Source organism: Sphingobacterium thalpophilum (assembly GCF_901482695.1).
GTDB lineage: Bacteria > Bacteroidota > Bacteroidia > Sphingobacteriales > Sphingobacteriaceae > Sphingobacterium > Sphingobacterium thalpophilum.
In genome coordinates, this window is sequence record NZ_LR590484.1 from 2,972,335 (window position 1) to 2,986,310 (window position 13,976).

General features: G+C 42.0%; 11 protein-coding genes and 1 other RNA gene. 6 read left to right on the forward strand and 6 right to left on the reverse strand.

Annotation, left to right across the window (positions count from 1 at the left end; translation table 11 throughout):
• The first annotated feature begins 20 nt into the window (after positions 1-20).
• Positions 21-440, forward strand: a complete 420-nt coding sequence (locus FGL37_RS12385) for a helix-turn-helix domain-containing protein (RefSeq protein WP_051607370.1) — start codon at positions 21-23, stop codon at positions 438-440.
• A 591-nt stretch (positions 441-1,031) separates the two neighbouring features.
• Here the strand turns inward: FGL37_RS12385 and FGL37_RS12390 are convergent.
• The 4 genes from FGL37_RS12390 to FGL37_RS12405 all read right to left on the reverse strand — a co-directional run bounded on the left by FGL37_RS12390 (position 1,032) and on the right by FGL37_RS12405 (position 5,804).
• Positions 1,032-1,490, reverse strand: a complete 459-nt coding sequence (locus FGL37_RS12390; RefSeq protein WP_028072413.1) for a hypothetical protein — start codon at positions 1,488-1,490, stop codon at positions 1,032-1,034.
• Between the two features lie 245 nt (positions 1,491-1,735).
• Positions 1,736-2,103, reverse strand: a transfer-messenger RNA (tmRNA) gene (ssrA, locus tag FGL37_RS12395).
• A 137-nt stretch (positions 2,104-2,240) separates the two neighbouring features.
• The gene (locus FGL37_RS12400) at positions 2,241-4,271 is read right to left on the reverse strand and encodes a M3 family metallopeptidase (protein WP_028072412.1); all 2,031 of its coding nucleotides are present in this window, start codon (positions 4,269-4,271) and stop codon (positions 2,241-2,243) included.
• Between the two features lie 327 nt (positions 4,272-4,598).
• The gene (locus tag FGL37_RS12405) at positions 4,599-5,804 is read right to left on the reverse strand and encodes a pyridoxal phosphate-dependent aminotransferase (RefSeq protein WP_232048687.1); all 1,206 of its coding nucleotides are present in this window, start codon (positions 5,802-5,804) and stop codon (positions 4,599-4,601) included.
• Positions 5,805-6,015: 211 nt separating this feature from the next.
• On the opposite strand from FGL37_RS12405, the gene FGL37_RS12410 reads away from it, so the two are divergent.
• The 4 genes from FGL37_RS12410 to FGL37_RS12425 all read left to right on the forward strand — a co-directional run bounded on the left by FGL37_RS12410 (position 6,016) and on the right by FGL37_RS12425 (position 10,545).
• Positions 6,016-7,005, forward strand: a complete 990-nt coding sequence (locus FGL37_RS12410) for a cation diffusion facilitator family transporter (protein ID WP_028072410.1) — start codon at positions 6,016-6,018, stop codon at positions 7,003-7,005.
• A 147-nt stretch (positions 7,006-7,152) separates the two neighbouring features.
• Positions 7,153-8,943, forward strand: a complete 1,791-nt coding sequence (lepA, locus tag FGL37_RS12415) for a translation elongation factor 4 (RefSeq protein WP_028072409.1) — start codon at positions 7,153-7,155, stop codon at positions 8,941-8,943.
• Between the two features lie 60 nt (positions 8,944-9,003).
• A complete protein-coding gene (locus FGL37_RS12420; protein ID WP_028072408.1) occupies positions 9,004-9,891 on the forward strand; it encodes a bifunctional 5,10-methylenetetrahydrofolate dehydrogenase/5,10-methenyltetrahydrofolate cyclohydrolase in 888 nt (295 codons plus the stop codon).
• Positions 9,892-10,035: 144 nt separating this feature from the next.
• Positions 10,036-10,545 (forward strand): hypothetical protein, encoded by a 510-nt coding sequence (locus tag FGL37_RS12425; RefSeq protein ID WP_028072407.1) that lies wholly within the window; start codon positions 10,036-10,038, stop codon positions 10,543-10,545.
• A 121-nt stretch (positions 10,546-10,666) separates the two neighbouring features.
• Here FGL37_RS12425 and FGL37_RS12430 read toward each other — a convergent pair whose 3' ends face one another.
• Positions 10,667-11,536 (reverse strand): serine hydrolase, encoded by an 870-nt coding sequence (locus FGL37_RS12430; protein WP_028072406.1) that lies wholly within the window; start codon positions 11,534-11,536, stop codon positions 10,667-10,669.
• Positions 11,537-11,691: 155 nt separating this feature from the next.
• On the opposite strand from FGL37_RS12430, the gene FGL37_RS12435 reads away from it, so the two are divergent.
• Complete coding sequence (locus FGL37_RS12435) at positions 11,692-12,234, forward strand: DUF1543 domain-containing protein (RefSeq protein WP_037534572.1); 543 nt, start codon at positions 11,692-11,694, stop codon at positions 12,232-12,234.
• A 198-nt stretch (positions 12,235-12,432) separates the two neighbouring features.
• On the opposite strand, the gene FGL37_RS12440 is transcribed toward FGL37_RS12435, so the two are convergent.
• Positions 12,433-13,917: an amino acid permease gene (locus FGL37_RS12440; protein WP_028072404.1), complete on the reverse strand. Its 1,485-nt coding sequence runs from the start codon at positions 13,915-13,917 to the stop codon at positions 12,433-12,435.
• Between the last annotated feature and the right edge of the window lie 59 nt (positions 13,918-13,976).

The following is a 13,976-nucleotide window of genomic DNA, read 5'->3' on the forward strand; positions in this document are numbered from 1 at the left end:
GTGAAATAGTTGTCCAACCAATGGGGAGTATCATAAAGTGTCTGGAAAGGATTGGCTCATCCGAGGAGCAGGAGGTGATTACTATGGTGTTTGACACGTTTTCAGGAAGAGAGGAAAACGGTCTTATAGAGGCAATAATAGACTATTCTTTTAAAAATTTTCTCAATCCAATATCACTCGAAAATGTCGCTTCAAGCACTAACATGTCTGTTTCTGCATTTTGCCGCTTCTTCAAAAAAAATATTAAAAAAAGTTACTTTGATTTTATCAAAGAGCTCCGGATTGGTCACGCTTGCAAATTATTGCGGGAGACAGATCGACCTATTCTTGATATTTGCTATAATAGTGGATATAATAGCTGGGCTCATTTTAGCAAACAATTTAAAGTGGTGACAAAGGTGTCACCGCTAAAGTATCGAAAGCAGTTTCGTGGGCAGTAGCTTACGGATTGCTGTTTCGATACGGGATTTTGTATTGACACGGGATTTTGTATTGACACGGGATTTTGTATTTAAATTAGATTCTTTCAACAAATTGTATCAAACAAATTCGTATCAAATTCGCACCATGTTCGGATGCTTGGCAGACAACAGCCAAACTAGAGCCAGACCTCGACCAGACCCCAAGCAGTAATTGTCTGGTCGGAGACTGATCTATAGCCGTTTAAGTATCGCTCAGCAACGCGAACATTCCGAAAAAGATCCGAAGACAATCCGATATTTACTACCCCTTCAATTAAGGTTAGGAAAATGATGCCCTATCGTGATTGTTGAAAATTTAATCCAAATGGCCATTTGGAATATAATCCAGAGAACTTGTTGATCTTATATAATGTTGGATGGTATAGCCTCCGTTTCCACTAGTAATGGTGGCATATCCGGACATGTTTATACGGGATTCCATTTCATTGTGGTCAACAACAAAATTGAACGTTTGTTCATCTTTTACAGTCAAATAGAATTAGAAGAGTAAGACATATCCCTATCTTTTTGATTGGACTGATTGTTATGTGATTCATTCTGGATGCAAAGTTATTTTTGCAATATCCAAACCTGATTTTTGTCATCATATTGGGCAGGGACGTCATTTTGATGAATATCAATTAATTTAAAATCGCTACATGGGATGCTTCCGTCAATTTTAGCAGAGTATGTGATTTTGTCTTTTATACCTGTTTTTAACTCAATATAAAACGTGCCGTTTTCTACTTTTTCTAAATTTACAGCAAGGAACTTAGCATTTTTGTTTATCGTAAACATCAGTGGTACAGGTTGGTCATCAGGTCTTGTTTTATATATTTTAATAGACTCAGGCGGGTATACCGGAGTGTCAGCAAATATTAGGTCCTTTCCATCGTTATCAAGATATTTTATATTAGCGATCAAAGGAACGTAAATTTCTGGACAGGCAATAATTCCGTCATTATCCTTGCATGATCCAACACTGAGCAGGATAATCGGCAGTATAAAAAGCTTTACGTATTTTTTCACAGCTAGTTTTATTGGTTGCTTATAGAACGTGTTCCACGGTGCTTTCGCTACATACTACGTGTTGTGAAGCGAGACACATAGAAATACAAATTTAAAAAATGGTGTTCGTTGACATTTTTGCTATCAAAACGGCATCTATCGAAGCCCCTCTATTATGTTTTTTTTTTTTTTTTTCTTTGTAATGAGTTGAAAATGAGATGAAAGGGGGAGTAAAAAAAACGGGATAATTGAAAAATTATCCCGTTTAGTGGAGCTGGAGGGATTCGAACCCTCGTCCAGTCATGGTACTGTATACGCTTTCTACATGTTTAGCTTCTCTTTGATTGTCGGGAGAGGGAAGGTGAGAAGCTTACCTATACCGGACTCCGTATTTGCTAAATCTCGTCAGTGTTTAGCAACATCACACTGACCAGCTCTATGAATCGATGCCTCTGATGTTAAGCGATAGAGCAAGGCTTAACGAGACAAAAGCTAGTCTTAATTCTAAATTAAGCAGCTAAGGCGTAGTTTTCTTCGCCAGTTATAATTTTGAAAGTTCAGATTAAAGTGCTCTACTAACAACGCACTACATGCTTACATAACCGTCTCCATCCTGTCAAATCCGGTCAACCCCAATTATGTATTACAAAGGTACGATTTTTTAAATTAATCCGCAATATGCGAAGACCAATGTTGTCTCGGTTAGCAGGAAAAGGGGACGACATACCAAGGATATGCCACATGTCGCGGCATATCCTCCGTATTGTATTTTTATTTGATTAGTCCAGCACGTTTAAGCAGTGGCTCCACTGCAGGTTCCTGGCCTCTGAAACGTTTGTAGAGTACCATTGGATGTTCGGTGCCACCTTTTGATAAGATATTGTCCTTAAATTTTCTGGCAATCTCGGTGTTAAAAATGCCGTTTTGCTTGAAATAGTCAAAGGCGTCCGCATCCAACACTTCGGCCCATTTGTAGCTATAATAGCCTGAAGAATATCCACCGTTAAAAATATGGGAGAAGGAGGTGCTCATCGCGTTCTCTTTCACATCAGGATATAATTTTGTGGATTCAAACTGCTTATTTTCAAAAGTTTTTAAATCTGTGATGCCTGTTGGATCTTGTCCATGCCAGCCCATGTCAAGCAGGCCGAAGCTGAGCTGCCGCATCGTTGCCATACCTTCAAGGAAAGAAGCGCTTTCGCGGATCTTTTCCACAAGTTCCATGGGAATCACCTCACCTGTTTCGTAATGTCTGGCAAACAGTTCTAGGGTTTCTTTCTCATAGCACCAATTTTCCATGATCTGACTTGGTAATTCGACGAAATCCCAATATACGGATGTTCCAGAAAGAGTGGGGTAGGTACTGTTTGCCAGCATGCCATGCAGGGCATGGCCTAATTCATGAAATAAGGTAGTAACTTCCTGAAAAGTCAGCAACGATGGCTTTGTGGCGGTCGGGCGCGTGAAATTACAGACGATAGACACATGTGGACGCTCCTGTTTACCATTTTGAATATATTGGGGTTTGAAGGAGGTCATCCAGGCGCCATTACGTTTTCCTTTACGTGGAAAGAAATCTGCATAGAAGATGGCGACGAGTTCACCATCATCTCCAGTGACTTCATAGGTCTGGACCTCGTCATGGTAAGTGTCGATATCACTTACCTGCCTAAAATGGATACCAAACAAACGACGTGCGACCTCGAAGGCACCTTGTAGGACATTTTCAAGCTTAAAGTAAGGTTTTAATTTTTCATCGTCTAGATTAAAACGTTGTTGTTTGAGCTTTTCCGCATAATAGGCTCCATCCCATTTTTCGAGCCGTTCGATGCCATGTAACTCTTGAGCAAATTCGCACAGTTCTTTAAATTCCCGCTGTGCCGCAGGTTTTGCTTTATCGAGGAGGTTATTCAGGAATTCGATGACTTTTGCTGGGCTCTGTGCCATTCGTTCTGCTAGCACAAAATCCGCATGTGTTGCATATCCTAATAGTTTGGCACGTTCGAAACGCAGTCTGACGATTTTTAGAACATTTTCCACGTTGTTGTATGGGTTGTTCTGAAAAGCTTTACGTCCTGCGGCCAAGGTTATTTCTTTGCGTAACTCGCGGTTGTCAGCATATGTGACGAAAGGCAGGTAGCTGGGAAAATCCAGTGTAAAAAGCCAGCCTTCTTTATCGTTGGCTTTGGCTGATGCATGGGCAGCTTCAATAGCTCCCTCTGGCAGGCCGCTCAGGTCTTTCTCGTCGGTAATCAATAGCTCATAAGCATTGGTCTCAGCAAGGACATTCTCGCCAAATTTTAATTTTAAAAGCGCTAGTTCGGAATCGATCTCACGCAGCTTTGCTTTTTGCTCTTCGTTTAAAAGCGCTCCATTGCGAACAAAATCTTTGTATGACTTTTCCAATAACGTCGTCTGTTCGGCCGTCAGCGTCAGCTGCTCTTTTTGATCATAAACAGCCTTGACCCGTTTGAACAGGTCGAAGTTCAATGTAATATCGTTGGCCAATGCGGACAATTTGGGTGCGACATCCTGGGCAATTTTTTCCAGCTCATCGTTGGTTTCTGCCGAGTGCAGATTGAAAAAGATGTTGGATAATCTATCGAGTGTCTGTCCGGCATAGGACATTGCTGCAACCGTATTGTCGAATGTTGCCGGTTCGGGATTGTTAATGATTGCATTGACTTCGTCTTTGGTCATTTGAATAGCTTCGTCAAATGCAGGGATATAATCTTCATTCTTTATTTCAGAAAACGGAGCAGTATCGTGCTTCGTTTTGAACTTTTCTGTTAAAATACTCATAGGAGTAAATGTAATAAATATTTGTCTGAAGCGCTAAAAACAACGTGAATTATGTGTTATGAGCTTGTCAAAAAACTTTAGACCGGCAAACTGAGAAAGCAACAATTGTTATCTATGCTGATTGGATGGATATAGTAATTGGAGACTCTAAGACTTGCTAAGATAGAAGAAGTGCGTTTCTGATCCGAAGAATAAAGAAAAAAATCCTGGAGGTGACGGATTCATAAGCGAAGCTAGACAGGAGAGATATTATTATGATCTAGCGGGGATATACAAAAAAATGGATTGTCCAATTGTATGGAGCAACCCATTTTTATGTAATAGCGTTTACGCTAGTTTGCCTAATGCTTCTTTGATTCTCTTTAATGCCTCGATGAGACTTTCGTCAGACGCAGCATAGGATAAGCGGATATAGTTATCATTGCCAAATGAATCTCCTCCTACGGTAGCGACGTGTCCTACATTTAGCAGGTACAGGGCCAGGTCCGCGGAATTGTTGATGACATTGCCTTGCTGATCTTTTTTGCCAAAGAATGATGAAATCTCAGGGAAGAAGTAGAACGCGCCTTCAGGTAAGTTTGTTCTTACACCGGGGATGTCGCTCAAAAGATCATAAACTAATTGGCGGCGGCGGGCAAATGCTTCTTTCATCTTGTTGACAGTTTCCAATCCCTGCTCGTAAGCAACAATACCTGCACGCTGTGAAATAGAGCAGGTGCCTGAAGTGGTCTGTCCCTGCAATTTATCGTTGGCTGCAGCGATAGTTTTATTTGCAGCGATGTAGCCAAGACGCCATCCAGTCATTGCGAAGGCTTTAGAGAAGCCATTGACGATGATAACGCGGTCTTTGATGCTGTCAAACTGTGCGATAGATTCATGTTTATCGACAAAGTTGATATGTTCGTAAATCTCATCCGATAGAATGAAAACCTGTGGATACTTTTCAAAAACTTTCGCTAACGCCGCCAGCTCATCTTTACTATAAACAGTTCCGGTCGGGTTGTTCGGCGAAGAAAACATAAACAGCTTGGTCTTTGGTGTAATGGCGGCCTCCAACTGCTCTGGTGTAATCTTAAAGTTATTATCAATTTCGGTATTGATAAATACCGACTTACCTTCTGCCAAAACGACCATTTCGGAGTAAGATACCCAATACGGCGTAGGGATAATGACCTCATCACCCGGGTTGATCAAGGTTAAGATGACGTTAGACAAGGACTGCTTTGCACCTGTTGAAACAACAATCTGCGATATGTCATAATCCAGGTTGTTTTCGGTCTTCAGTTTATTTACAATTGCCTGGCGCAATTCAGGGTAACCCGGAACTGGAGAGTAGCGCGTCCAGTTTTCGTCCAAGGCCTTCTTTGCGGCATCCTTTACATGTTCAGGCGTATTAAAATCAGGTTCACCTACGCTAAGGCTAATAACATTTACGCCTTTCGCTGCTAATTCGCGGCCCAACTTGGTCATTTTAAGTGTGGCCGATTCGGACAAATTATTTATCCTGTCTGATAAGTATGATGATGTGCTCATGGTAAGACAAAGATATTATATACGTTGCAAATAATCTTCTTTATTTTTGAAAATTTACAAAGAAAAGCCGTGTTTTTATTGGGGCTTTGCTAACAAAAGCGGGGGGCGATAGCCACACTTGCATGAATTGACACTTTTTGACCAAGCTGTTAAAAACTAATCAGCCACATTTGCCGTTATATCTTTACCTTTGCCCTACAACATTATTGTCATGTCCAAACAAAGAAGATTGGTTTTACTATCGTTGTTTACGGGAATAGGTTTGATGATCATCAAGTTTATCGCGTACTTTTTGACCGATTCGAGTGCGATCTTTACCGATGCTGCCGAGAGCATCGTCAATGTCATTGCGTCAGGTTTTGCTTTTTATAGTATCTACCTGGCGGCTCAGCCCAAGGATGAAAATCACCCTTACGGACATGGGAAGGTCGAGTTTTTCTCCGTATTTCTAGAGGGCGGGCTGATTTTTATTGCCGGCGCCATTATTTTAGCGAAAGCCTGTTACAATATCTTTTTTCCTGCGAATATTACTCATCTTGAGCAGGGTATCTATTTAATCGCTGTAACATCATTGGTCAATTTTGCCATTGGGTTTTACATTATGAAGAGAGGCCGTGCACTGGGGTCGATCACTTTAGTGGCGGATGGCAAACACCTGCAGGTGGATGCCTATAGTACCATTGGGCTAATACTCGGCTTATTGTTGATGAAGCTAACTGGATTTCAGTGGATAGATATTGTGATTTCCATTATTCTGGGGCTTTTTATCTTGTTCAATGGTTACAAATTGCTTCGTCAGTCTATTGGAGGACTGATGGATGAATCAGATACGGCATTGGTACAGGATGTAGTCGAGATTCTAGAACGCAACCGTAAAGCTGCCTGGATTGATGTCCATAACCTTCGGGTACAACGATACGGAAATGAGTTGCATGTTGACTGTCATCTCACACTGCCCCGCTATTTTGATCTGGTGAGGGTGCACGACGAAATATCAGCTGTTGATAAGATCGTGAATAAGGAAATGTCGGTCCGAACGGAGTTTTTTGTCCACGCTGACCCTTGCCTTCCTGAATGTTGCCGCTATTGCCAAGTGAAGGATTGTCCGGTCCGGTCAGAACACTTCGAACATAAAATCAGCTGGGATATGGATAAGGTTATCCGCAATCAAAAGCATTTCTTTTACACAACAGCCGATTAGAATTTCTGGGCTTTCCACTTGAAAGTCATGTTTATACACAGTCTTACTGAGGACGGGGCGGGGGCGGACGAAAAATGTTCTTGAGTATATAAATATGTATAAAAAAAGGTATCTTTGCCTTTTAGCAAAAGAGTTTAAAAATCCTATATGAAGCACATTCGTAATTTCTGTATTATTGCGCATATTGACCATGGCAAAAGTACTTTGGCAGATCGCCTTTTAGAGTATACCAATACCATTAGTCAGCGCGAAGCACAGGCACAATTACTCGATAATATGGATTTGGAACGTGAACGTGGTATCACGATCAAGAGTCACGCGATCCAAATGAATTATAAAAAAGATGGTCAGGAATATATCCTCAATCTGATCGATACCCCGGGACACGTTGATTTTTCTTACGAAGTATCCCGCTCAATAGCAGCTTGTGAAGGTGCGTTATTGATCGTGGATGCATCTCAAGGAATTCAGGCGCAGACAATTTCAAATTTGTATCTCGCTCTGGAACATGATCTTGAGATTATTCCAATTTTGAACAAAATGGATCTGCCCGGCGCTATGCCTGAAGAGGTAAAGGACCAGATCATCGATCTGATTGGCGGTGACAGAGATGCGATTATTCCTGCATCAGGGAAGACAGGTTTGGGAGTGCCAGATATATTGGAAGCTATCGTTGAACGTATTCCACACCCGGTGGGCGATCCTGATGCCCCGTTACAGGCATTGATCTTTGACTCCGTATTCAATTCCTTCCGCGGCATTATGGCCTATTTTAAAGTGGAGAATGGCCAAATCCGAAAAGGAGACAGGGTTAAATTTGTTGCGACAGGCAAAGAGTATTTTGCGGATGAAATTGGGACTTTGAAGCTCAATCAGGTACCCAAAGATGTCATCAGCACAGGCGATGTAGGTTACATCATTTCGGGTATCAAGGAAGCCCGTGAGGTAAAAGTAGGGGACACGATTACGCATAGGGACCGACCTTGTGCAGAAGCTATTCAAGGATTTGAAGAGGTAAAACCCATGGTATTTGCGGGTATATACCCTGTAGATACTGAGGATTATGAGGAGCTGCGTGAATCCATGCACCGCCTACAGCTCAACGATGCATCTCTGGTTTTTGAGCCAGAATCTTCTGCTGCTTTAGGCTTTGGCTTCCGCTGTGGCTTTCTGGGGATGCTCCATATGGAGATCATTCAAGAGCGTTTGGAACGTGAGTTTGATATGACGGTCATCACGACAGTACCGAACGTGTCTTATAAAGCTTATCTGACGAAAGATAAAACCGAGGTGATTGTTCACAATCCTTCTGATCTGCCTGATCCAAGCAAGCTGGATACCATTGAAGAGCCTTACATTAAAGCAAATATCATTACCAAATCGGACTTCGTTGGACCGATTATGTCTCTTTGTATTCAAAAACGTGGCACTATAGTGAATCAGCAATACTTGACTTCGGACAGGGTGGAGCTGGTGTTTGAAATGCCAATGGGAGAGATCGTATTTGATTTCTATGATAAACTGAAGACGATTTCTAAAGGCTACGCCTCTTTTGACTATCACCAGATTGGCTACCGTACATCGGATCTGGTAAAACTGGATATTCGTTTAAATGATGAGCCTGTAGATGCGCTGTCTTCGTTGATACACCGCAGTAATGCCTACGATTTTGGAAAGAAGATATGTGAGAAGTTGAAAGAGCTTCTTCCACGCCAACAATTTGAAATTCGTATCCAAGCGTCTATTGGCGCTAAGATTATTGCCAGGGAGACGATTTCGGCACTGCGTAAGGACGTAACGGCTAAATGTTATGGTGGTGATATCTCGCGTAAACGTAAATTGCTGGAGAAACAGAAAAAAGGTAAAAAACGCATGCGCCAAGTTGGGAATGTTGAAATTCCGCAGTCGGCATTTATGGCAGTATTGAAATTAGACTAGAACATTATCTAAATAAAGGAGCTCTTGGGCTCCTTTTAAATACAATAAAATCTCCTAAACATGAATCTTTTAGATGGTAAATTAGTTTCCGAAAAAATTAAAGAACAAATTGCGCTGGATGCGGCTGCATTTACAACACAGACTGGGCGTAAACCGCATTTGGTGGCTATCCTAGTTGGTAATGATGGGGGCAGTGAAACCTATGTGGCCAGCAAAATGCGCAATTGCCAGCTTGTTGGCTTTGAATCAACGAATATCCGTTATGATGAGTCAATCACTGAAGAAGAATTAATCGCAAAGGTCAAAGAAATCAATAAGGATGATACGATCGACGGATTGATTGTTCAGTTGCCGTTGCCCAAACATATCGATCCGGATAAAGTTACCGAAGCGATTGATTACCGAAAAGATGTCGATGGCTTTCACCCGGTCAATTTGGGACGTATGCAGCGGAATCTGCCTTGTTTTATTCCAGCTACACCCTATGGTATTATGTTGATGTTGGATTATTACAAGATCGATACCGCGGGCAAACATGCCGTTGTGGTCGGAAGAAGCAATATTGTCGGATCGCCAATGAGTATATTGCTGGCACGCAATTCCAACCCCGGAAACTGTACGGTCACCTTGACTCATAGCCGTACCAAGGACCTCAAGGCGGAAGTCCTGCGTGGCGATATTGTGGTTGCGGCTATCGGCAAAAAGAATTTTGTGACAGCAGATATGGTCAAAGAAGGGGCAGTAATCATTGATGTAGGTATCAATAGAGAAACGTCTACCGAAACTAAATCAGGTTTTAAATTATATGGTGATGTGGACTTTGAACATGTGGCCCCGAAAGCATCATGGATCACTCCAGTGCCGGGCGGAGTCGGCTTGATGACCATCGTTGGATTGCTTAAAAATACGTTGGAAGCAGCCAAAGGAACAATTTACCCTAAGGCATAATTTTGGTGATTTGGCATAGAAGTTGTAACTATTGAACAGTTAATCATTAATTACAAACTTATGTGAAAGCATCAGGGTGTTAAACTGTTAAGTTAATATACACGATTCCTGATTGTTTTTAGCCATCAAAAACAAGATAATCTAATGAAAAAAATTGCACTTTTAGCGGTAGTAGCGGGAGCATTGGTTATGTCTTCTTGCAACAATTCGGAAAAAAAGGCTTCGACAAGTACAGATTCAGCCCAGACAGTAGGTGAGCATGTGGATGCGGCTATTGCAGATTTAAAAAACGCTGAAGAAAATGCGCGTTTAAAAGCCGAACAAGCCAAAAAAGATTTGGATGAAGCAATTGCCAAAGGCGATAAAGCGGCTGAGGAAAAAGCACGTGCAGCTTCTGAAGAAGCCAACACCGCTTGGGAAAAAACTAAAGAAGCGCTGCGCAATGCTGGGGAAGATGTTAAAGAAGGATTAAATGATGCCAAAGATGCAACTGTCGATGCTGCGAATACAGCAGCTGACAAAACAAAAGAAGTAGCAAAGGATGTGGCTGAGGGTACAAAGGATGCTGCCAATGATGTTAAAGATGCGTCCAAAAAAGCTGCTGATGACATTAGCCGTAAAGCCAAGAATGTCGGTGAAGCCTTAAAAAACTAAAATCATAACGACCCCGGTTTACAGGGAAAAAATAAGGGATTTTTTGAATCCCTTATTTTTTTATTAGGAAGGTTCTAGCAGAATTTTTGACCAGAAGCAACTGATGTGGTATACTTGGCCTTTACTTATAATATTCCCAAAGCAGTTTTGATAGTTTGCGGGTCAATTCTTCTGCCTCATTATTTTTCCCCCAGCTCCGGTCCTTATTGTTTTTGGTGAAGATGCTGAAAACATAATCTCCTTTGGGAGCATTGACCAGAATAACTTCATTGCGGACATCATCTAAAGACCCTGTTTTGGAGGCCGCTTTGACCGTTGCCGGAATCTGGGATAGTCCACGTTCGTCATAAAACATATTACCCAAAAAGCGGTACATACGATCTGAAGCTTTGGCCGAGATCACACGGCCCTCACGAATTAGTGTTACTAAATCTGCCATTTCTTTTGGCGTCGTCTGCCCCCAGCCATATTTTTCCCAGTCTGCTTTTCTGCCTTCTGTCTGTGAATTGACACGTGTATGAGTGAGCTGCAATCCCTCCATTAATGAATTGATCGCCACACCACCACCAGCAAGTTTCTGGTTCCAGATACTCGTGACATTGTCACTGTAGGAAAGCATAAGACCGACCAAGGTTTTGAGGTCGACTTTTGTACTGTCCTTGAAAAATTGCATCAGGCCCGAACCACCGTATTTTTGGCTTTCGCGGTATATAAATTCTTGATCCAGTTGAAGCTGCCCCTTCTCAATTTTATCAAAAACACCGACGAGAATGGGGATCTTAACCACACTGGCAGTCGGGAATATGCTGTCCGCCTGAATATTGACTTCTTTATGTTTTTTCAAATGGTGTACATAGATACCTACATCGCCCTGAAAGCCCTGAATAAGCTGTTTGATTTGTGATTCAAGTCTTTTATCTGTATAGCGTTTTTGTCCAAATAAACATACGGATATAAGTAGGAAGGTAAATGAAAGGAAAATTTTACGCATAGTCAGGGTTTTATCATTGTCAAATGTGGTGAATATTAATTATTTTTAATATTTAATGGGCTTAAGTTATGAAATATCCCCGATTAGCGAGCATAGTATCTGTGAAAATAACTTGATATTTCATTTTAGGTGTTGATCAGACAGAATATTTGGATATGAAATTATTTATGATTTTGATCGGCTGCAAGCCGAAAAACAGACGTACGGAACAGCACGATATTTTTTTTGGAATTGGAAATGAGCTGAAGGACTTTGTGGAGCCTATTCGGGAGTTCTGGCCTGAAGCTGATGGCAAGATACATATTGATGCCTATCGTGTGGTTCATAAGATAGGCGAATATGAAATCAACGTTATTGACAAAGGGCAGGCAGTCAATCAGGAGCAACCGTTGAAATTATTCTTCGTTAACCTTGGGGGCTATAAGCCGAATGAGTTTGATGAATTCCATTATAAAGAGCTGATCGTCGCAGCCAATTTGGCCAAAGCCACAGAGAAGGCTAAACGCACGGTTTTTTGGAAACACCACAGTTCGGCCCACATTGATGATAAATATGGATTGGATGTGGATGATATTTATGAAATAGAGGACCTGCTAACGGCTCAGGACAAAGAAAAGTTCGCTATCCAGATCTCGGCCAGGGCGGGATTAGATGATGACTTGATTGCCAATGGCTATTTTAAGCTGAGTTCGTTGTAAATAAATGCTGGCTCAGTCCAGGAATAAGTTCGGTCGCTAAATCTTCTAATCTTATACTTGTCATAAGTAGTTTGGCATCCTGAACGACGAAGTGGCTGGTGTAGGAGATAGAAAGCTGAAAAAGAAAAGGTGCTGTCCAATGTTTTGGACAGCACCTGCTGAAAGCAGAATCAGGAATGCTTTTATTGTATGCTATACTTATTCGACAGACTGTTGATTTTGGTGCTGCTTACGGATAACGCTATGCTTTTTGCCATACACAAAGTAAATCAATAAGCCGAGGGCTAACCAGATCGCGAGACGTTCCCAGCTCTCGATCGGTAAAGATGCCATCATCAGTACACATACGAGGATACCCATAACAGGCACAAAAGGAACAAGTGGTGTTTTGAAGGGGCGCTCCAATTTTGGATCGGTTTTGCGCAGTACCAATATGCCGACACAAACTAGCGTAAAGGCAAACAGAGTACCTATACTAACCATATGGCCAAGATCTGATACTGGTACAAATCCTGCAAAGATGCTCACAAATACCATAAAGATTGCGTTTGTTTTCCAAGGTGTCTGCCTTTTGGAAAGATCTGAAAATACTTTGGGAAGAAGGCCATCCTTGCTCATCGAATAGAATACACGGCTCTGGCCAAGTAGCATAACAAGGATGACCGATGTATAACCTGCAATAATCGTAATAATCAAAGCTGTATTCAAGAAATGGTAACCTGTTTTAGCAAATGCAGTGGCGACGGGTTTGGCGTCACCTTTAAACATGGTATAGTTTTCGATACCGGTCATTACATAGGAAAAGAGCACATACAGCAAGGTACAGATGACGAGAGAGCCGATGATACCGATAGGCATGCCCTTTTTCGGATTTTTGGCTTCTTGCGCTGCTGTGCTTACTGCGTCAAAACCAATAAATGCAAAGAATACGACACCAGCTGCGCGCAATACCCCACTGATTCCAAAATGCCCAAAATCGTCGCTTTTGAGGAAGGCCATGAGACTCTGTTGACCGCTCTTAACCATTTCTTCGCCTGGATTCACGGGAATAAAAGGATCGTGATTGGCCGGATTAATGAAGCTCCAGCCCAAGGCGATAAAAATCAGGACTACACCTACTTTTAAAATAACTAATATATTATTTACTGTAGAGGATTCCTGCGTCCCCCGCATCAATAGGAGAGAAAGCAGGCAGACGATGATAATAGCGGGCAGATTGACTACGCCACCTTCCCAGGGGCCCTTGAGTAGCATGTCTGGCAAATGGATATGGAATATCATTAACAGCTGATTAAAATACTGCGACCAACTGACGGCTACTGTGGCTCCGGCCAGAGCGTATTCCAGGACAAGATCCCAGCCGATGATCCAGGCAACAAATTCACCCATGGTGGCATAGGAATAGGTATAGGCGCTTCCCGCCACTGGAATCATGGAAGCAAATTCGGCGTAGCAGAGACCGGCAAAAGCACAGCCTACGGCTGCAATAATGAAAGATAAGATGACAGCTGGGCCAGCATTTTCAGCAGCGGCAATTCCAGTTAAGGAAAATAGTCCTGCCCCAATGATGGCGCCTACACCCAACGCGATCAGGCCTGTGCTCGACAACGTCCTTTTGAGCGTATGTTCACCATTTTCATTTGCCTCCGCGATCAGCTGAGGAATCGATTTCTTAAATAGCATAGGATTAATTCTTTACGATTATTTAGCCTTTTAATTGTTTAATTAATGTCAAATATAAA